This window comes from Flavobacterium rivuli WB 3.3-2 = DSM 21788, from assembly GCF_000378485.1.
Lineage (GTDB): Bacteria > Bacteroidota > Bacteroidia > Flavobacteriales > Flavobacteriaceae > Flavobacterium > Flavobacterium rivuli.
This window is the reverse complement of sequence record NZ_KB899966.1, coordinates 112873-132032: the sequence shown is the minus strand read 5'-3', so window position 1 is coordinate 132032 and position 19160 is coordinate 112873. Positions and strand designations below refer to the sequence as shown.

The 19160-nt window shown below is 38.4% G+C and carries 16 protein-coding genes; 4 read left to right on the top strand and 12 right to left on the bottom strand.

Going from position 1 to position 19160, the window contains the following annotated elements; translation table 11 throughout:
* Positions 1-117: 117 nt before the first annotated feature.
* The 3 genes from F565_RS0100575 to nfi are packed head-to-tail and all read right to left on the bottom strand — an operon-like array spanning position 118 to position 2164.
* Positions 118-459: an iron chaperone gene (locus F565_RS0100575; RefSeq protein ID WP_020211237.1), complete on the bottom strand. Its 342-nt coding sequence runs from the start codon at positions 457-459 to the stop codon at positions 118-120.
* A 36-nt stretch (positions 460-495) separates the two neighbouring features.
* Complete coding sequence (locus tag F565_RS22190) at positions 496-1392, bottom strand: toll/interleukin-1 receptor domain-containing protein (protein WP_020211236.1); 897 nt, start codon at positions 1390-1392, stop codon at positions 496-498.
* A gap of 43 nt (positions 1393-1435) precedes the next feature.
* Positions 1436-2164 carry a deoxyribonuclease V gene (gene nfi, locus F565_RS0100565; RefSeq protein ID WP_197062240.1) on the bottom strand — a complete coding sequence of 243 codons (729 nt, stop codon included), beginning with the start codon at positions 2162-2164 and terminating at the stop codon, positions 1436-1438.
* A gap of 146 nt (positions 2165-2310) precedes the next feature.
* Here nfi and F565_RS0100560 point away from each other — a divergent pair, with 146 nt between their 5' ends.
* Complete coding sequence (locus tag F565_RS0100560) at positions 2311-3879, top strand: DEAD/DEAH box helicase (protein WP_020211234.1); 1569 nt, start codon at positions 2311-2313, stop codon at positions 3877-3879.
* Positions 3880-3991: 112 nt separating this feature from the next.
* On the opposite strand, the gene F565_RS0100555 is transcribed toward F565_RS0100560, so the two are convergent.
* The 9 genes from F565_RS0100555 to F565_RS0100510 form a co-directional block, all read right to left on the bottom strand.
* Positions 3992-5692 carry a sodium:solute symporter family protein gene (locus F565_RS0100555; RefSeq protein WP_020211233.1) on the bottom strand — a complete coding sequence of 567 codons (1701 nt, stop codon included), beginning with the start codon at positions 5690-5692 and terminating at the stop codon, positions 3992-3994.
* 235 nt (positions 5693-5927) lie between these two features.
* Entirely contained in the window at positions 5928-8411 is a 2484-nt protein-coding gene (locus F565_RS0100545) for a PIG-L family deacetylase (protein WP_020211231.1), read from the bottom strand.
* 25 nt (positions 8412-8436) lie between these two features.
* Positions 8437-8970, bottom strand: a complete 534-nt coding sequence (locus F565_RS0100540) for a mechanosensitive ion channel domain-containing protein (RefSeq protein WP_020211230.1) — start codon at positions 8968-8970, stop codon at positions 8437-8439.
* A 3-nt stretch (positions 8971-8973) separates the two neighbouring features.
* Positions 8974-9564, bottom strand: coding sequence for a Maf-like protein (locus F565_RS0100535; protein ID WP_020211229.1), 591 nt, complete (start codon positions 9562-9564; stop codon positions 8974-8976).
* Complete coding sequence (locus F565_RS0100530; protein WP_020211228.1) at positions 9551-10450, bottom strand: UbiA prenyltransferase family protein; 900 nt, start codon at positions 10448-10450, stop codon at positions 9551-9553. The genes F565_RS0100535 and F565_RS0100530 overlap by 14 nt, the downstream gene beginning before the upstream one ends.
* A gap of 65 nt (positions 10451-10515) precedes the next feature.
* Positions 10516-11043, bottom strand: a complete 528-nt coding sequence (locus F565_RS0100525; RefSeq protein WP_020211227.1) for a KdsC family phosphatase — start codon at positions 11041-11043, stop codon at positions 10516-10518.
* Positions 11027-11791, bottom strand: a complete 765-nt coding sequence (locus tag F565_RS0100520; RefSeq protein WP_020211226.1) for a Rossmann-like and DUF2520 domain-containing protein — start codon at positions 11789-11791, stop codon at positions 11027-11029. Before F565_RS0100520 ends, F565_RS0100525 begins: the two co-directional genes overlap by 17 nt.
* 129 nt (positions 11792-11920) lie before the next feature.
* Entirely contained in the window at positions 11921-13846 is a 1926-nt protein-coding gene (locus F565_RS0100515) for a M1 family metallopeptidase (RefSeq protein ID WP_020211225.1), read from the bottom strand.
* 16 nt (positions 13847-13862) lie between these two features.
* A complete protein-coding gene (locus F565_RS0100510) occupies positions 13863-14447 on the bottom strand; it encodes a hypothetical protein (RefSeq protein WP_020211224.1) in 585 nt (194 codons plus the stop codon).
* A 250-nt stretch (positions 14448-14697) separates the two neighbouring features.
* Here F565_RS0100510 and F565_RS0100505 point away from each other — a divergent pair, with 250 nt between their 5' ends.
* Genes F565_RS0100505 through F565_RS0100495 form a run of 3 tightly spaced genes read left to right on the top strand, consistent with a single transcriptional unit; the run spans position 14698 to position 18876 of the window.
* Positions 14698-17946 (top strand): cytochrome c biogenesis protein, encoded by a 3249-nt coding sequence (locus F565_RS0100505; protein ID WP_026299796.1) that lies wholly within the window; start codon positions 14698-14700, stop codon positions 17944-17946.
* Between the two features lie 30 nt (positions 17947-17976).
* A complete protein-coding gene (locus F565_RS0100500) occupies positions 17977-18567 on the top strand; it encodes a glutathione peroxidase (RefSeq protein WP_020211221.1) in 591 nt (196 codons plus the stop codon).
* A 3-nt stretch (positions 18568-18570) separates the two neighbouring features.
* The gene (locus F565_RS0100495; RefSeq protein ID WP_020211220.1) at positions 18571-18876 is read left to right on the top strand and encodes a hypothetical protein; all 306 of its coding nucleotides are present in this window, start codon (positions 18571-18573) and stop codon (positions 18874-18876) included.
* The last annotated feature ends 284 nt before the right edge of the window (positions 18877-19160 follow it).

The following is a 19160-nucleotide window of genomic DNA, read 5'->3' as shown; positions in this document are numbered from 1 at the left end:
TTATAGTTACTTACTCGGATGTAGTCGGTATAGTTTTTTCCTATCTGTTATTCCAGGATCGCTTATGCTATGCGATGAAGCTGACGAGTGTATCATTAAGCAGTCTTATACGACTATTTACCCCGAATTTTCCTCTTTACGAAACTTAACAATACGTTCAATAAGATCTAAAGGCAAAGGCTCATTTACAGGAAACTGTACCGATCCTTTGCCTTTTTTATATTTGTTGAGTTCTTCGGCAAATGCTTCATGGCCCGAAGGCAGGGCGTAAAGTCCAATATGCTTTTTGTAGCCCGCAAAATAAACTAAAGGCTTACCGCTAAGTTTATAAGCCGGCATGCCGTAGCCAATGCTCTCTTCCGCTTCGGGAGCAGTGTTTGTAATAATTTCACGCACCTGCTTTAATAACTCCTGAACTTCCGGAGAAAATGTTGATATGTAGTTTTGTACGGGGTTCACTTTATACTATATGAATTAGTAAATGTTATCTAAAAATCAATTACTGATAATTGCAGAATGAATTTTACTAATTATTTGCTCAATTTCTTGTTTATACACATCTTCGTTTTTATTTTGAGGAGATGGCCATACAAGGGCAAAAGTATCGGCTAGAGATGGGGAATACTCGTAGATCTCTTCTTTGGTCACATCAAACCAGATTGGTAAAACTATTCTTTCATTGTATATCATTTCTCTGGTAAAAATCGAATCAAACTCTCTCTTTCCCCATCCTGGATTATTTAAATAGTTTTTTGTTAAAATGAGAATACATTTTTGAGCATTTTTAATTCCATCTTCAATGGATTCTCTTAAGCTGTCACCGATTTTTAAAGAATACTCATCATACCAAACGTAACATAGCCTGGAATTTAATCCCAAAGCAAGTCTTTTTGCAATTAACTCTTTATCTCTTAAATCATGTGAGATAAATGCAATAGGTTTTTCAATTTCCATTTTCTTAATTATATAAGTTTTACTTCTTATTGTTAGATAAAAGTCATAGCTATTTGCTATGTTTTCTAATTCACTTTTACTATTTTCAAGCAATGTGTCATCCTCTATATACAGATATATTCTATTCGAATATACGATTTTTGATTCTCCGATATTAATATCTCCACCAAATCCAGAGAGTATACTTACATCTTGTAAATATCTTCGTTGCGAGCAAACCTGAGTTAGCAATATTTTAGTAAGCTCTAATTTATCACCCGTGTAAGGAATATAATACGTTAAATACCTTACATCAGAATTCGTATAACAACGAACTCTCTCACTTATTTCAATTGTTACGTTTTCAGAACCATCATCTGTAGTCTTATCTATAGATATTGTTCTATCAATACTAACATCTTTGAAGTCATTATTAAAATATTCGATTAGTGAGGGCATATTTTTAAATTAAAAGTTAGGTTAATATAATCGAATAAAATTTTTAATCAAACAATCCCAACTGCGAATTTGCTGTATAGTATCCCGGCTGTAACTGCCCGGTACGTAACATATTTACATATTCATGTGCCTGTCGGGTAGGTTCCGGTATCCGATGATGTTGTATGCACTGTTTCATTATGGTAAGGCTATCGGGCACCGACATTTTATGCCCAGGCGATATGTATACAGGGTTAACTTTATCTTTTGTACGTAAGGCATACCCTAAAAGCTCATTAGCAGGACTCATAATTGGGCTATTGCTAAATTTAGTACTCCCTAAATCGGGGAAATGGCCAAAGAGCATTGTCTTTGCACAGCCTATAGTGGCATGGTTTGTTAACAGGCCAAAATGTGATGCTATACCCATACGGCGCGGGTGGGTAATTCCCTGTCCGTCTAACACTACTACGCCGGGCTTTACAGGTAGCTGCTCCCAGGCTTGCAGCAAAGAAGGAACCTCCCTGAAACCCAGATAATTTGGCACATAAGGAAAAGTTGTCTTAGCCTCTATGAGCGAATAAGATTGCACTACCATTTGCGGATAGGTTAAAATTACTATGCCTGCATAAACAATATCGGTATCTTTATTATGCGAAATATCTGCACCGGCAATGGTGGTAAAATCCTTTATATCTGTTTGATTGGCAAGGTTATGGCGTAGTTGATTTTGCAGTTGTGTAGCTTCTTCTATCGAAAAATGGTCATAATTTAGCATAATATTTCCTTCCACTTATAACAAATTTAGTAATTAACTACCTTTTTAAAGTGTTATCTTTGCAAATATTTAGCCAAAATTAAAACACCACCAGAATTATGATTTATTAAACATAGTAATGTTTGATAAGTTGATATTTTTGAATTTTACACACCACAATTATGCAAGCCGAAGAAGAAGGGGAAAGAAAAGAGCTGTACAGTTACCAGCAGGAAGACATTGACAAGATTTTTGAAAAGTTTGAAGGTAAGGCCGATAACTATCATTTACTGTACCAGTTACCCACAGGAGGTGGCAAAACCGTAATTTTCTCGGAAATTGCCCGCCGATTTATAGAAAAATATAAGCGTAAAGTACTTGTATTAACTCACAGGATAGAGCTTAGTAAGCAAACATCGCAAATGCTTAAGGGCTTTGGCGTAAAAAATACCGTTATAGACAGTAATGTAAAGGAACTGCCTTATGACAACGATTATGAGTGTTATGTAGCTATGGTAGAAACGCTTAATAACCGTCTTAAAGACAAGAAATTCCACATGGATTATGTGGGGCTTGTAATTGTAGATGAGGCGCATTATAATAGTTTCCGTAAACTGTTTACGTATTTTAAGAACTCATTGTTCCTTGGGGTTACTGCCACGCCTTTAAGTTCTAACATTGAGCTGCCCATGCATGAAACGTATGACGAACTTATGGTAGGCGAACCCATAAAATCGCTTATAAACCAGGGGTTTCTTGCCAATGCCGTTATGTATGGTTATGATGTAGAACTTACATCGCTTAAACTGGGTATTAACGGAGATTATACCGTAGCATCGTCAGATGAATTATACTCGCGTGTAAACATGCAGGATCTGCTTTTGCAAACCTACGTGGCCCGTTCACACGGCAAGAAAACGCTTATCTTTAATAACGGTATTAATACATCCCTGTATGTTTATGAAACCTTCAGGGCAGCGGGTTTACCCATAAGGCACCTTGATAATAAAACTCCCGACCTGGAGCGTAAAAAAATACTTACATGGTTTAAAAAGACACCCGATGCTATACTAACATCGGTATCTATTCTTACCACGGGGTTTGATGAGCCTACGGTTGAAACTATAATACTTAACCGTGCCACACGATCGCTTACACTATATTTCCAGATGATAGGCCGTGGATCGCGCAAGTTGCCGCTAAAAGATTATTTTACCGTAATAGACCTTGGTAATAATGCTCAGCGTTTTGGCCTGTGGAGCGACCCTGTAGACTGGCAGTATATATTTAAAAATCCAGACCAGTTTTTAGAGAACATCCGCAGCGATTCTGAAATCGAGAGTTATCATGTGTATGTTATGCCGGATGAACTAAGAGAGAAATTCGCAAAATCGGCAGATGAAGACGTCAGGTTTGATGTTGATGAAGAATTCAGGCTTTCGGCAGACAGAAAAGAAAAGCCAAAAGCTGTAATAGATAAATCGATACACCAGCATGCGGTTATGTGTATTATTAATACAGATAGCATATCGCTTGCACGTAAATTATCTAAAGAGCTTGATCCTGATATTGAGTACCGCGTAAAACAGTACTCTAAACTATTGTCTAAAACGACAAAAAATTATCGTGAGTGGCTGGTAGAAGATTATAAAAATCGCCTTAATATTATGATAGGCCGTTTGTTTATAAAATACCAGGTATTTGATGATGAAGAGGATGAACCGGTTGAAATTAATAAAGACAACGGGTAAAAACTAAGTTTATAAAAAATGCCTGTCGAAATTTTTTCGACAGGCATTTTTTTTGTTATAGTTATTATTTTCTTTAGAATTTTATGTGATGACTGCAACCCATAGAGAAGTATTATGTTGAAATTGCCGGTTTACTCTGGTTTAAAAACAATTGTATTAAACTGGAAAGTATAATAGTAAGTGCCGCACCAATAACATTTAGCCAAAGAAACCCTATAAAATCGGTAAAAAAGTAAATGTAAAATATTGTACACTGGCTTATTAATGCACCAATAAAAATGGCCTGGGCCCTTACATATTTTATGTAAAATGCTACTAAGAATATTCCCAGTACGGTGCCATAAAATATAGAGCCCACAATGTTTACAAGCTGTATAAGGTTTTCAAAAAGTGTACCTACACAAGCAAACAATATGGCTACAATGCCCCAAAACAGGGTAAACAACTTGGTGGCATTTACAAAATGCTTCTCTGATTTTTCGCCTTTTACGTTGCGTTTATAAATATCGATAGCCGTAGTAGATGCCAGGGCATTTAACCCAGATGCCGATGATGACATGGCTGCAGAAATTATTACTGCCAGCAGCAGGCCTATCATTCCTTTGGGTAAAAAGTTCAGGATAAAATAAAGGAATACATAATCTTTATCGTTAGTTTCGGCATTGGGGTCAACCTGTGTTATAAGTTCTTTCGCTTGGTCACGAAGGTCTTTTTCGCGGGTATTAAGCGCTATCATGCGATTATGTAACTCTCTATTATCATAATCCTGATTAAGCTGGTGTACATACAACATGCTAATCTCCTGCTTTTCGGTAGCCAGTTCGGTAAGTTGTTTTTCAAGTTGTGTGTATTCGCCTTTATGTTGGGAGGTTTCAATTAGCCTGGTATTAATAGGGTTAAAATGCAGCGGGGCAGAGTGGAACTGAAAAAACACAAACACCATAACACCTATAAGCAATATAAAAAACTGCATGGGCACTTTTAGCAGGCCATTCATTATTAAACCCATTTGGCTTTCGCGTATGGATTTGCCTGAAAGGTAGCGCTGCACCTGAGACTGGTCTGTACCAAAATAGGAGAGGGCAAGAAAGAAACCACCGGCAAGGCCGCTCCACACAGTGTAGCGTTTTTCCGGATCAAAAGAAAATTCCAGTATATTAAGTTTATCATTAGCACCGGCAATATGCAGGGCATTATTAAAGTTAAGCTCTTCCGGCAGGTAATCCATGATAATAAAAAACGTAATGATCATGCCTCCCATTATTACAAACATTTGTTGTTTGTGGGTAACATTAACTGCTTTAGTACCACCCGAAACCGTATATATAATTACCATAATGCCTATAACAAGGTTCATAAGGCTAAGGTTCCAGCCCAGTAATGAAGATAGTATAATGGCAGGGGCGTAAATGGTAAGGCCTGTACCTAACCCACGCTGAATCATAAATAATATTGATGCCAGCGTTCGGGTCTTAACATCAAAGCGCTGTTCTAAAAATTCGTATGCAGTGTAAACCTTTAATTTATGGTAAATAGGGATGAAGGTAAGGCAAATAACCACCATAGCGAGCGGCAAGCCAAAGTAAAATTGCACAAAGCCCATACCGTCATGGTAAGCCTGCCCCGGGGTTGAAAGAAACGTAATGGCACTGGCCTGTGTAGCCATGACCGATAGGCCCACAGTCCACCACGGGGTTTCGTTGTTGCCCAGTATATATTCTTCTACGTTTTTGCTTCCACGGGTTTTAAGTGCACCATAAGCCACAATAAAAACCAGTGTAACAGTAAGTATTATCCAGTCTAATAACTGCATGCTATGAGTATATTTCCATTAAAAAATAAAATAACACTATATAGATAATGTTAAGCAGCAGCACCAGCGTATAGTTTTTTTTCCATACCGGTTTATTCTTCATTTGCTCTGTTTCTATCATAAGACTCATTTGTAGTGTAATTGTTACACCCAATGCAACGCTCCGGGCTATTATTTCTTACCCTTTCAGGGTATTTTCTATTATCTATAGTCTCAAATCTAATGTTTAAAATCTTTACTGTCCTACCGCAATCAAATTCGCCATTAGCCTGTAAGCCCCGGAAACACCTTCCGGCAATTCCCTAAAAAAACTTAATCCTGTGTAAATATAGTATCCTTTGCCATATTTTGCTACAAGCAGGCTTCCTTTAAGTGGTTCTTCATCCTTATCATGCGATGAGAATATTGGCGTAAACTCCTTAGCCCATTCATCCGGGTAATATAGTCCCTGTTCCTGAACCCATCCTTTAAAATCATTTGCTGTGATTTTATTAGGATAATTTAAAACGCGATTGGTTGCGTCAAGAAACGTAACTTTAGCATTTTCATCCGTTACACGCTTGCCCGAAAGTCGTAACGGATAGGGGGCAAGATCTTTTACAGTATGCTTGCCGGGTGTATTATATTGTACTATCATAGTGCCACCGTTGTTTACATAATCAAACAAAAGCTGCTGCTTAAACGCCATACCATCTAAAACATTGTAGGCACGGATACCCATTATAACAGCATCAAAAGAGGTTAGTAATTGTATAGTTATAGCTTCAGGGGTAATCAATGTTACATCATAGGCCATTTGCTTTAGGCTTTCAGGGATATTGTCGCCTGCCCCCATCACATACGCTATTTTTTGTCCTTTGATTTTAAGGTCTACTTTAGAGAATTTAGCAGTAGATGGCAGCAATACATTTTGTGGTGCAATGTGCGGGTAATCTATAATGGTTTGTTCACGGTCAAACTCCTCGCCGTTTATAGTAGCGATACTTTTACCAGTAGCTTCCATAGGGTTTTCAGGAGGTGTAACCTCAAAGCTAACCATTGTTTCGCTGCCTTTGGTTTTCAGGTCAAACGGAATTGATGCCGGATTTACAAGCCAACCCTGTGGCAATTCAAATCTCAGGCTGCCTTTGCAATTGTCCTGCCCGGCCTTTATTTTTATGTTTACTGTTTGCTTTTTTGTATCGGTAAACAACTGTACTTTATTGGTTATGCGAGTCGTAACAGCAGGAATAACATCAAGTGGTTCGTACACTTCGCCTTTTACAGGGTCATTTGTTTTATAAACTATATTACGCTCAAACGGAATGCTAACCCCATTTATATCAACATTAAATGCAATGGCCAGTTCCCGAATAATATCTGCTTTGCCTATTTTTTGCTGATCGGTTACCTTATACATGCCCGATGTTCCTTTTTCGGTAAGCCAGTAAGGTGAAGTGTACGGTGTAGTCTTTGGCAACTGCACATCTATCGTTGTACCCTGACCCACATTATTAGCTAATGGCAGGTTTTGAGTAGTTACCGTATTTTCTGGTAAAGCCGAAAGTGATTTTAAGTTCATAAGTACTGCACTGCGATTAATAGCTTCCCAGCGTACTTTTAAAATACTGCCCGGAGTAACCGACTGCTGTTCTGCAATGGCTTCTAAATAAAGGCCGCTGCATGTAGCGATAACTTCTTTTAGTTCCTGCAGCTTTAGTTTTTTCCAGTAGCCCTCTTCCAGCCTGCTAAGCTGGCTATACACTTTTACCAATGCCGGTACCGATGCCGCCGGATTTTTAAAATCGTAACTTTTTAGAATGGCTGCAATAGCATCGCCAATTTGTTTACCGCCTTTTACACGGTTCCATGAGGTGTCTATACCTTCAAATAGGTTTTGCTTGTCTTTAAGGGCATCACCTTTTATCAATTCAAGGTATTCCATATCGTCGCCACGTTCACCGGTAGAACCAAAGCCCTGCGATTTATGCCTGCTGCGGCTAAGGGCCGCAATCTCCTGGTTCGATTTGCCTGTTAATGGGTAGTAAGAACCTGTTTCAAGGTTAACGTAATTGGACTTATCAGCCTTTTCAAATTTGTCTTTTCCGCCAAAAAACCACCAGGATACATTAAAGAGCACGCGTTTAGGTTTCCATGTTTTGGTAAATTTTAGCTGTTCAGTTTCATAGTTTGGGTCGTTTGCCAGTTCATACGCTTCCTGCGTGAGCATGGCCGATGTAGTATGGTGCCCGTGCGTGCTTCCCGGTGAGCGGTGATCAAAACGGGTAATAATAACATCGGGTTCAAAATTGCGTATTACCCAGACCATATCCTGCAATACCTCTTTTTTATCCCAAATTTGTAATGTTTCATTAGGTAGTTTAGAAAACCCAAAGTCATTGGCACGGCTAAAAAACTGTTCGCCACCATCTATTTTACGGGCTTCGATAAGTTCCTGCGTACGGATAACTCCAAGTAATTCCCTTAGCTCTAAACCTATTAAATTTTGCCCGCCGTCGCCACGCGTTAAAGACAGATAGCCTGTGCGTGCCTTGGTGCTGTTGGCTAAAAACGATATCAGGCGGTTATTCTCGTCATCGGGGTGGGCAGCGATATATAATGCCGAACCCAGAAAGTTAAGTTTTTCGAGTTTATGGTAAATCTCTGCCGATGTAGGCTTTTCGGGCTGTGCATTGCAAAGTGTGGTTATAAGTAATAAGGATAATAGTAGTTTTTGCATTGTAAAAGGGCGGTTTGGTAAACCTTTAATCGTAAAATTCTTTATCGTCCTGCTTAATGGGAATTATGCTCACACCCTTTTGCAGCAGCAGGCTGTTAGGATAGGTAATCATTTCGCCATTGCGGGTTTTAAGTATGGTATGGAAGGCTTTTATATCTTCTATTTGGGCTTCTATGGGAAAATCTTTATCATGCACACGAATAACATCGCCTATGCGGAAAGGGAACGTAAAGAACATTATTACACCCGATGTTATGTTGCTAAGTATAGACCACTGCGCAAATAATGCCACGCCTATAACCGTAATGGCCGTACCTATAAACCCAAAAATATCCTGCGACTTGCTGGCCCATACTGCAAATATTACAATACAGAAAAGCGCAAACATTATAAAGTCTATATATTTGGAAATAAGATTAGTACGATGCTCCGACAGATGTGATGCTTTAGCGTAGCGTTTGGTAAATATATTAATCACAAAATTTAGTAATACAAATACTATCAGGACAATTACTGTCCTTATTATTTCTTTACTATACTCAGATCCTAATATATCCATTCTTTATTCCTTTTCGGTAAATTTACACAAATATTGGTAAACTTTATCAACCGGCAGCCCAACAACATTTGCATAAGAACCTTCTATGCGTGCAATAGCTACAAGGCCTATCCATTCCTGTATGCCATAAGCGCCGGCTTTGTCAAATGGTTTATAGTTATCAAGGTAATACGTTATTTCTTCGTCTGATAAAGTATTAAAAGTAACCCTTGTTGTTTCATTAAACACATCACTGTTCCCCGCATTCTTTATACATACAGATGTTATTACCTCATGTGTCTTACCCGATAGCGAACGTAATATCGCAAAGGCATCATTATAATCTTTGGGTTTGCCTAACGCTTTATTTTCATGCCAAACAATAGTATCGCTGGTAATTACAATTTCATTATCCGTAAGATTTTCAAGTGCTTTTGCTTTAAGTATGGCAAGGAAATCAGTTATTTCGGCACCCTGTAAATGGTCCGGATAAATTTCCTCCACATCTTTAAGACGAACTTCGAAATCTACATCAAGATCGCGCATAAACTGCTGCCTGCGTGGCGATCCTGATGCTAAAATGAGCTTATAGTTTTTTAATTTATCCTTTAGCATTGTACTGTATATTAAAGGTTACTACTGCTACAGACAGCACTGTAAATAACAATACTATTTTAAGCACCATTTCTAAATGCTGAAAATCTTTAGGTGTTTTGGCGTTCCATAATTTTATAAGGAAGTAAATCATAGGAGCCAATATAAATACCAGTCCGTAGCCCAACGCAAAAAGAAGCTCTTTTATATAGGCGTTGCCGTAATAGAGCAGCATACCCACAGGTAATAAAGCAAATACTAAAACAATTTTTTGGGTACGTGCCCTGCCAAGGGTTATAGGTAATGTTGTGATGCCATTATTGTAATCAGTATCGGCATTTGAGAGGTCGTTAATAAATGTAATCAGAAGCCCAATTACAAATATAAATAAGGCATAATCCAGCATAAGGTCTAACAGTGTTGCCAGTAAAAGCTTGTTCTCGGCATTAAGCACCGGATACATTGTAAAAATACCTATAGCAATAAGCGGTAACGCCATTAGTAATGCAATAACAATATTGCTCACTAAAACTGTTTGCTTTAGGCTCGTGGCATAAATATACAGCGTAGCCGCACCCACGACAAATATACCCGAATGCATAGGCCTGCCTACAAAATTTGCAATGTAATACCCTAAGCCCACACCTATAAGTGTAAGGGCAATGTAAATGTTGTAAATTTTAGCTTCGCTAATTTCGGTATTGTTTTCTTTACCAACCCCGGCTGTATTATTTATATAGAAACCGCCTGCAGCAATAAAGCAGCAAGCTAATACCATAACAATATACTGCCAGTTGTTAAGTGCCAGCACAACAGGCTGCCTGTCCAGGAAACCATATTTAAAAGCTAACATACCAATAGCCAGCAATAGTACATTTTGCAGGCTGTATAATCTTACTAATTTCATTCTGATTACTATCTCTTTTTTAGGATAATTTCTAAAAGCCTAATATTTATTCTCTAAAATCTTTCTTAGTCGTATCTCGCATTAAAATGCTCCATCCATTTTCCCTGCACCTTCATTACCTGCTCAATAACATCGCGTACACAGCCTGTACCGCCATTTTTGTGCGATATGTATTTGCTTATCTCCTTAATTTCGGGTGCGGCGTCCTGCGGGCAGGTAGGTAGCCCTACGAGTTTCATAACATGATAATCAGGAATGTCGTCGCCCATATATAATACCTGTTCCGGTTTAATCTTATAAATATCGGTAAACTCGTCAAAAGTTTCAACCTTGTTAGGCACACCCAGGTAAATATCGGTTATGCCCAGGTTGCGCAGGCGGATACGCACACCCTCATTAAGCCCGCCCGAAATGATACACACAGTATATCCATTTTCTACAGCGGCTTTCATGGCATAGCCATCCCTTATATTCATGTTACGCAGCATTTCGCCATTAGGGGCAATGTGTATGTTGCCATCAGTCAATACGCCATCCACATCAAATATAAATGTGGTAATATCGTTCATTATCTCTTTATAACTTTTGCTCATTTGCCTTTTGTATAGATTGGGTTAAGAGGGTATAAATTTCTTTCTGGTTAGTGTTCTGCAAAAAGGCGAGGTGCCTTTGCAGGGTTTTTTTATCGTTGCGTATGGCAGGTCCTGTTTGTGCCTGCAGTGGTGTCAGGGTAGTTATTTTACTGGCCGTTTCTTTAATCAGCGGTTTTAAAATATCAAACGGTATGTGGTTTTCTTTGCATACCGTGCTGCCAATACCGTATAAATGATTTGTAAAATTGCTTACAAATACTGCTGCCACGTGCAGTGCCTGCCGCTGTGCCGAATCTATCCTGTAAACACTGTTTGCGAGCGCATAACCTAAAGTTTCAAGCAGCCGGTAATCTTCCTTATGCTCACTTTCCAGACAAATGGGTACTAAAGAAAAATCGACCGATTTATTTTTAGTGAAAGTCTGTAGCGGGTAAAATACACCGCGGCGGTTTTTAGCATCAAGCTGGTCGAGCCCTGCACTGCCCGATGTATGTACTACAAGCTTTCCTTTTACAGGCAACTGCGATGACACTTCAGTTATAGAATCGTCAGATACGGCTATAATATAAACATCAGCCTCTGCGATGTCATCAAACGAATTTGTGATTTTTTCCTGAGGTAAAAGGTGTGACAGATTTTCGGGATGACGTGCGAAAGCCTGCACCAGTTGTACTTGCAACGTGGTTGCAAATGCTTTAATAAGGTGTTGCGCTACATTGCCCGATCCTATAATAACTACTTGTAACATGGTGGCTAAATTATAAAAATTAAAGTTTACAAGCGCAAATTTTACTAATAACCATAATTATTATCTGCAAATAAAAAAGGATGGCTTTCTTTAAGAAAACCATCCTTTTAAACTTTTATTGCACCGGGATTATTCTTTAATCCAGGAGTTGTCGTTAATATTAACATCAGGAATAAAGCGTCCCGGATCTATATCAACAGTTTTAACTTTTTTAGGAGTACGAAGCAGGTAATCCCACTCGTTGCCGCGCTGCCATATCTCTACAGGCAGGGTCTTTACCTCACTTGTATTATCAGTAAACGTAACCTTAAATACCACTGGGGCAGGCATATCGCCTTTATTAGTAAAAGTAATAATTGTATTGTCTTTATTCTCTGTAACTTTAGTTACTCCAAGATCTATATTATCATTATCTACAAACCAGCCTTTCCAGAACCAATTAAGGTTTTCGCCGGCACCATTATCCATAGCGTTAAAAAAATCTGTAGGTTGCGGATGTTTAAAAGCCCATGTTTTTATGTAAGCTTTAAAAGCATTATCAAAACGTTCATGTCCTAATATATATTCACGAAGCATAATAAGTCCTGTTGCAGGTTTGTAATATGCGGTAAAACCAAGATTCATTGGCCTTGCAACATCCGGGTAGGTAGCAATACTTTCCCTGTATTTAGATTTTAGCCATGGCACCCTGCTGCGGCTTTTAGCCACATCGCTGGGAAATTCGTTATTGTTAAAAGCAACGGCACTGTAGTAGTTTATAAACGTATTAAAGCCTTCATCCATCCATGGGTAGCGGCGCTCGTTAGAACCTACTATCATGGGGAACCAATTGTGTCCAAATTCATGATCGGTCACATCCCAAAGATCGGCGCCGGTGCTGCTGGCATGGCAAAATGATACGCCCGGATATTCCATACCACCGGCATTAGATGCTACGTTTACAGCATTTGGGTAAGGATATTCAAACCACATTTTAGAGTAATTCTCTATAGATGCTTTAGTAAACTCAGTAGAGCGTGTCCATGCCTGAGGGCCGTCACTCTCGGCAGTATAAACAGATTGCGCCAGTGCTTTTTTACCACTTGGCAGGTTTATCTTTGCGGCATCCCATATAAAATTTTTGGCTGATGCAAAAGCTACATCGCGTGTGTTGGTCATTTTAAAATGCCATGTTACCTTACCACTTTTTGCAGCGCGGGTAACGGCAGCATTTCCAGCCTCGGCAGGCGATATAAGATAAACGGTTTTATCGCTATTTTTAGCCTGTTCCCAACGTTTTAACTGTTCTGCGGTAAGCACTTCTTTAGCATTAACTAACTCGCCAGATCCTACAACAATATGCTCATAAGGAACGGTAATTTTATAATCAAAGTTGCCATACTCAACATAAAATTCTCCTGCGCCAAGGTAAGGCTCAGTATTCCAACCTACTACATCGTCAAATACAGCAACACGCGGGTACCATTGCGCTATAGAGTAAGTGGTGCCTTTTTCTGTAGCAAGCATACCCATACGGTCCATACCCGCTTCCGGAATTTTAAATTCAAAGTTCATACTTACAGTAGCCTTGCCTCCTTTGGCTTTAAGTGGCTCGTTAAAAAACACCTGCATACGGGTATCTGTAATCAGGAATTTTGTTGACGCATCTCCTTTAGTTTTGGCGCTAAGGTTTGTTATTGAGACACCGCCATCTATATCGCCGGAGTATCGATTTCCTTGTAACGGAGTAGTTAGCGTACCGCGCGATTCGGGTGTAAAGCGGTTTTGCTCTACATACATCCATATATAATTAAGGTCTTCAGGGCTGTTGTTAACATAGGTCATGGTAACTTTGCCCTTTAGCGTATTGGCTTTATCATCAAGCTCTGCTTCTATAGCATAGCTGGCGCTGTTTTGCCAATATTGCGGCCCGGGTTTACCGGACGCCGACCTGTAAACGTTACTACGGCGATAAGTAACATCATCAAATTTAGACTGGTTGTTAGGAGTAATTTCCTGGGCAAGAGATGCAAAGCCTATAAGGCCTGTAAGCAATAGTATTTTATGTATTTTCATTAACTAATATCAGTTATTAATTAGACAGGCATTGTATTGTTTTTAAGATTCTGTCTGCCTGTGCTGCGGCAACATTGAAATCTTCGGTATACTTTACGAAAGTATTATTTTCTTTTTTAGTATACTCCAGGCTTATCCTTTTTATTTTTTTATCCTGTACCGCTTTAGCCTCTGTTTCGGTGCCTACGGCCAATCCGAAAAAGCAGCTAAAATTGCCCTTACAATTTAAGTCACTCATGTGTTTAATGTCAACTTTAGAGCCATCAGTAAACTCTATTGTTCCCGCTGCATCTTTATTAACGCATTTAACATCCTGGTTTATAGAGGCGAAGTTAAAAATAATTGTGCCTGTACCTTTTAAAATAGATATGTCAATTCCGTTTTTGCCATCGGCAGAAACCCTAAAATTTTCTTTGGATGATGTCATTACCTTACCGCCTGCATAGGTTTTAGTTTCGGTCAGGGCACTGCAATCAGCATAAGTCCAGGTCATATCTTTATTTAAAATAACTTTTTTGCCATCTTTAGTGGTTGCTTCGGTCTGGCAGTAGGAGAGCGCGGGGATAAGTAGCAGCGATGCCGTAATTAATTTAATGGTCATAATTTAATAATAGGGTTGGTAATTGTTAAAGCAAATATAATTGAGTTTAGTTAAAAACAGTATTTTTTTTGCTATTTAAGTCTCCGGCTAATCATTTCTTACAAAAATATTTTATCTAAGTGGTTTGTGTTAGCAGTCATTTAGACGTAATGAAATTTACCATTTGTGTAATTTTAATATATATTATAAGGCTAAAACTGAAGTTTTGAGTATTTTTGCACTAACTTTTAAAGAACCTTTCCGTATACCCATGGATAAAATAATTTCCTTCTTTTCCTCCACGCGTTTAATGGCCATTTTGTTCCTTGTTTTTGCAGCCTCTATGGGCATTGGCACATTTATAGAGGATGCTTACAATACAGAGACTGCCCGTGTTTTTATATACAATGCCAAATGGTTTGAAGCCATAATGTTATTGTTTGTAATCAATTTTATAGGTAATATTAAACGCTACCAGTTAAATAAAAAAGAAAAGTGGGCCACGCTGTTGCTGCACCTTTCGTTCATATTTATTATTATAGGTGCTTTTGTAACCCGTTACATAAGTTTTGAAGGTATGATGCCCATTAGGGAAAATGCTACCGAAAGCCGTTTTTACAGCGATAAACCTTATCTTACCGTAATGGTAGATGGAGAATATCAGGGTTCTATGCAACGCCGTACTTTTGAGCAGCCTTTGCTTTTTACATCTAAAGAAGTTCCGTTTATAGCCAGTAATTACTTTAGCATCTCTAACGAATTTAATAATATCCCTTTTGAGATAGAATATAAAAAGTTTACACTTGGTGCAAAAGAGGTTATTACACAAGACCCTAACGGTACACAATATCTTAAACTGGTAGAGCAGGGTGCAGGTGTTCGCCACGACCATTACCTTAAAGAAGGTGAAGTGCAAAGCATAAACAACATACTTTTTGCCTTTAACAAGCAAACACAGGGTGCAGTAAATATCATAAAAAAAGGCGAAGACTACACCGTTCAAACCCCTTTTAGCGGAAACTTTATGCGAATGATTGATAAGTTTCAGGGGCCCGTAGCTAAAGATTCTGTGCAACCATTAATGTTTCGCTCTTTATATAACCTTGAAGGGGCAATGTTTGTAATTCCGGATCATGCCATAAAAGGTAAAGTGGCTTACCAGTCTAACAACGATTACAAAACCAAAGAGGATGCTGCGCTTACTGTTGTGGTAAAATCTGAAGGTAAAGAAAAAGAAATTACACTACTGGGCGGAAGGCAAAAAATAGGAATTCCTGTCTCATTTAAACAAGGCAAGCTTGAATATACTATTATGTATGGCAGCAAAACGTATGAATTACCTTTTGCAATTAAACTTAATGATTTTATTGCCGAGAAATATCCAGGTACAGAAAATAGCTACGCTTCTTTTGAAAGTAAGGTAACTATAATTGACAAAGAAAAGAACCATACAGAAGATGTGAGGATATTTATGAATAATGTTTTAGATTACAGAGGCTATCGTTTTTTCCAGGCGAGCTATGACCCGGACGAGTTGGGTACAAGACTATCTGTAAGCCATGATTTTTGGGGTACATGGATATCTTATTTAGGTTATTTCCTTTTATATATTGGCCTTATGGCAATACTTTTTGATGATAAAAACACTCGTTTTGGCGACCTTAAAAGGAAGCTTGATAAAGTGAATGCCAAGAAAGCTGCTTTAACAATTATGTTGTTAATGATAAGCCTTGCAGGATTTTCTCAGGAACATGTGCATACCGAAGGAGATGGACATGTGCACACAGAAGGAGATGGCCACAAACACGAAGCGGCAGAAGTTCATAATCATACTGCTGCTACTGACCAACATGCTCATGAACGCGTAAAACCTACACAGGCGCAGCTTGACAGTGTTATAAATAAGTACAAAGTTAGCGATGAACATGCTGCAAAATTCAGCCGTATAGTTATTCAGGATTTCGGCGGAAGGATGAAGCCTGCAAATACTTTTGCATCTGAGTTGTTGCGTAAAGTGAGCGAGAAGGATACTTATAATAAACTAAATGCAGATCAGGCATTATTATCTATGTCCATGCTTGGCGAGATATGGTATGATGTGCCTATTATTGCCCTAAAAAGAGGAAACGACAGTATTCGTAAAATTGCAGGTTTGGAAAGCAAAGTTAAGTATGCAGCAATGTCCGACTTTTTTGATAATGTAGGTAATTATAAATTGGCTCCTTTATTGCAGGATGCATATAAAGAAAAAGAACCCAATCAGTTCCAGAAAGATTTTATAGATATAGATAAAAAGATAAACCTGCTTAACTGGGCCATATCAGGCCAAATATTAAAAGTATTACCTATTCCTAACGATAAAGGCAACAAATGGGTATCATACCCGGAGGCTGCTGAAGGCAGTATTAAAGGTCTTGATACAATAAGAAATATTGTTCCTTTTTACTTTGGTGCTTTAGGCAAAGCAACTCAAACCAAAGATTACAGCACAGCAGAAAGTATACTGGATGGGCTTTCTAAATACCAAAAGAAAGCAGGAGCTGCCGTTATGCCATCAGACGATAAGATTAATGCCGAGCTGTATTACAATAAGTACGACCTGTTTAAAAAATTGTATTCATGGTATGCAATGGCAGGTATATTCATGTTCCTGTTTACTATTATTAAGCTATTTAACAGCCGTAAGACAGTAAGGTATGGCGTTACATTTTTTCATGGTTTAATTATAGTTTTATTTGCACTGCATACACTTTGGCTGGCTGTTCGCTGGTATGTATCAGGTCATGCCCCGTGGAGTAATGCTTATGAGTCGGTTATTTATGTTGGATGGGCAACCATGTTTTTCGGTCTCGCCTTTGGCCGCAAGTCACAACTTACGGTTGCATCTACTGCACTTGTTGCAGCTATAGTACTTACTGTTGCTCACTGGAACTGGACCGATCCTGAAATCGCTAATCTTGTACCGGTACTAAATTCTTACTGGTTAATGATTCACGTTGCAGTAATTGTAGGTAGTTATGGCCCGCTTACACTGGGCATGATATTGGGGCTTGTAGCATTAATACTTATGTTATTTACCAATAAAAACAACAAAATAAAAATGGACCTTACCATTAAAGAGCTTACTTATATTAACGAAATGGCACTTACCGTAGGGCTTGTTATGTTGTCTATAGGTAACTTTTTAGGTGGGCAGTGGGCTAACGAGAGCTGGGGTCGTTACTGGGGATGGGACCCTAAAGAAACATGGGCATTGGTAAGTATTATGGTCTATGCTTTTGTAATACACATGCGTTTTGTACCGTCGCTTAGAGGTACCTGGATCTATAACTTTTTTAGTGTACTTGCCTATGCATCTATATTAATGACGTATTTTGGGGTAAATTTTTACCTTACCGGATTACACAGTTACGCCAGCGGAGAGTTACGTACACCAATGTATTTCTTTTATATGGCACTGGGTGTATGTATACTGGGCGGTTTTGCATTAATGCAATATCGAAAGCATTTAAAAAAGTAATTTTTGTACATTTATATAAAAATAAAACAAATGAAAAAATTCGCGATACTTGCCTGTGGGCTTTTAATGTTGGTTAGTTGCCAAAACCAGGCACAAACAGCCAAAACCAATACAGCAAAAAGTAAAACAAAAACTATGGCAGCAGAAAATATATACCAGTTTAAAGTTCAGGATCTTTACGGTAATACCTTTGATTTTGCATCGCTTAAAGGCAAAAAGGTTATTGTGGTAAATACAGCATCTAAATGCGGACTAACACCTCAATATAAAGACCTTGAAGCATTGTATGAACAATACAAAGATAAGGGCCTTGTAATAGTGGGTTTCCCTGCTAATAATTTTGCTGAGCAGGAACCGGGAACTAAAGAAGATATTGCTGCATTTTGTCAGAAAAATTATGGAGTATCTTTCCCTATGATGGATAAGGTATCTGTAAAAGGAGAAGATATGTCGCCGGTTTATAAATTCCTGACCCAAAAAAGTAAAAACGGACTTGAAGACAGCGAGGTACAATGGAATTTCCAGAAATACCTAATTAATGAAAAGGGGGAGCTTGTAAAAGTAATAAGCCCTAAAACCCTTGTTACAGATCCTGAAGTTATGGACTGGGTAAAGGCATAAATTATGTCTGCTAACAATAACAATAATTTTCCACATATACTTTCAGCCTCATCAACACTGGTGGGGCTGTGTTTTGTGGTATTAACATCACTAAAGGTAAATAATTATAAAGAGGCATCTTATATAGATGAGTGTACGGCAATAGCAATTATGCTGTTTATGGTAAGCAGTATACTGTCTTACCTGTCTATGCGCAGTAATAAACCATCGAGCCCGGCTTATGAGCGTGTTGCCGATGTAGTTTTTCTATCGGGTCTTATTTCTTTATTTATTGCCACCATGATGATTACATTTACTATAATTCAATAATGTAGATATAGGGCTGTCGTCGGGGGGTAGAAAGTATGGGAATATAACCTGCATAAATAGTTCGCAATTTGCATAAAAAATAGTTAAGCAATGAACCCGTCCTGACTTTTTTGATTGAAGCGAAAAATAGAGATTTTTGTTTCAGATTTTGGCTTTTCTGCATTGCATAGCAGCGCTACGGAATAATAAAAGAGGTAAAATATAGAGCGAAAAGATCATTTTGCAGCCAATTGAAGAAAGTCAATTTGAATTCAATAGTATAACTGGGTAATGATTACTTAAAA

Coding starts and splice junctions, on each gene's coding strand:
- F565_RS0100515 (WP_020211225.1), bottom strand. CDS start 13,846: ATGAAAATACATAAAATACTATTGCTTACAGGCCTTATAGGCTTTGCA.
- F565_RS0100500 (WP_020211221.1), top strand. CDS start 17,977: ATGAAAAAATTCGCGATACTTGCCTGTGGGCTTTTAATGTTGGTTAGT.
- F565_RS0100505 (WP_026299796.1), top strand. CDS start 14,698: ATGGATAAAATAATTTCCTTCTTTTCCTCCACGCGTTTAATGGCCATT.
- F565_RS0100520 (WP_020211226.1), bottom strand. CDS start 11,791: ATGTTACAAGTAGTTATTATAGGATCGGGCAATGTAGCGCAACACCTT.
- F565_RS0100555 (WP_020211233.1), bottom strand. CDS start 5,692: ATGCAGTTATTAGACTGGATAATACTTACTGTTACACTGGTTTTTATT.
- F565_RS0100560 (WP_020211234.1), top strand. CDS start 2,311: ATGCAAGCCGAAGAAGAAGGGGAAAGAAAAGAGCTGTACAGTTACCAG.
- F565_RS0100545 (WP_020211231.1), bottom strand. CDS start 8,411: ATGCAAAAACTACTATTATCCTTATTACTTATAACCACACTTTGCAAT.
- F565_RS0100530 (WP_020211228.1), bottom strand. CDS start 10,450: ATGAAATTAGTAAGATTATACAGCCTGCAAAATGTACTATTGCTGGCT.
- F565_RS0100495 (WP_020211220.1), top strand. CDS start 18,571: ATGTCTGCTAACAATAACAATAATTTTCCACATATACTTTCAGCCTCA.
- F565_RS0100535 (WP_020211229.1), bottom strand. CDS start 9,564: ATGCTAAAGGATAAATTAAAAAACTATAAGCTCATTTTAGCATCAGGA.
- F565_RS22190 (WP_020211236.1), bottom strand. CDS start 1,392: ATGCCCTCACTAATCGAATATTTTAATAATGACTTCAAAGATGTTAGT.
- F565_RS0100525 (WP_020211227.1), bottom strand. CDS start 11,043: ATGAGCAAAAGTTATAAAGAGATAATGAACGATATTACCACATTTATA.
- F565_RS0100540 (WP_020211230.1), bottom strand. CDS start 8,970: ATGGATATATTAGGATCTGAGTATAGTAAAGAAATAATAAGGACAGTA.
- F565_RS0100510 (WP_020211224.1), bottom strand. CDS start 14,447: ATGACCATTAAATTAATTACGGCATCGCTGCTACTTATCCCCGCGCTC.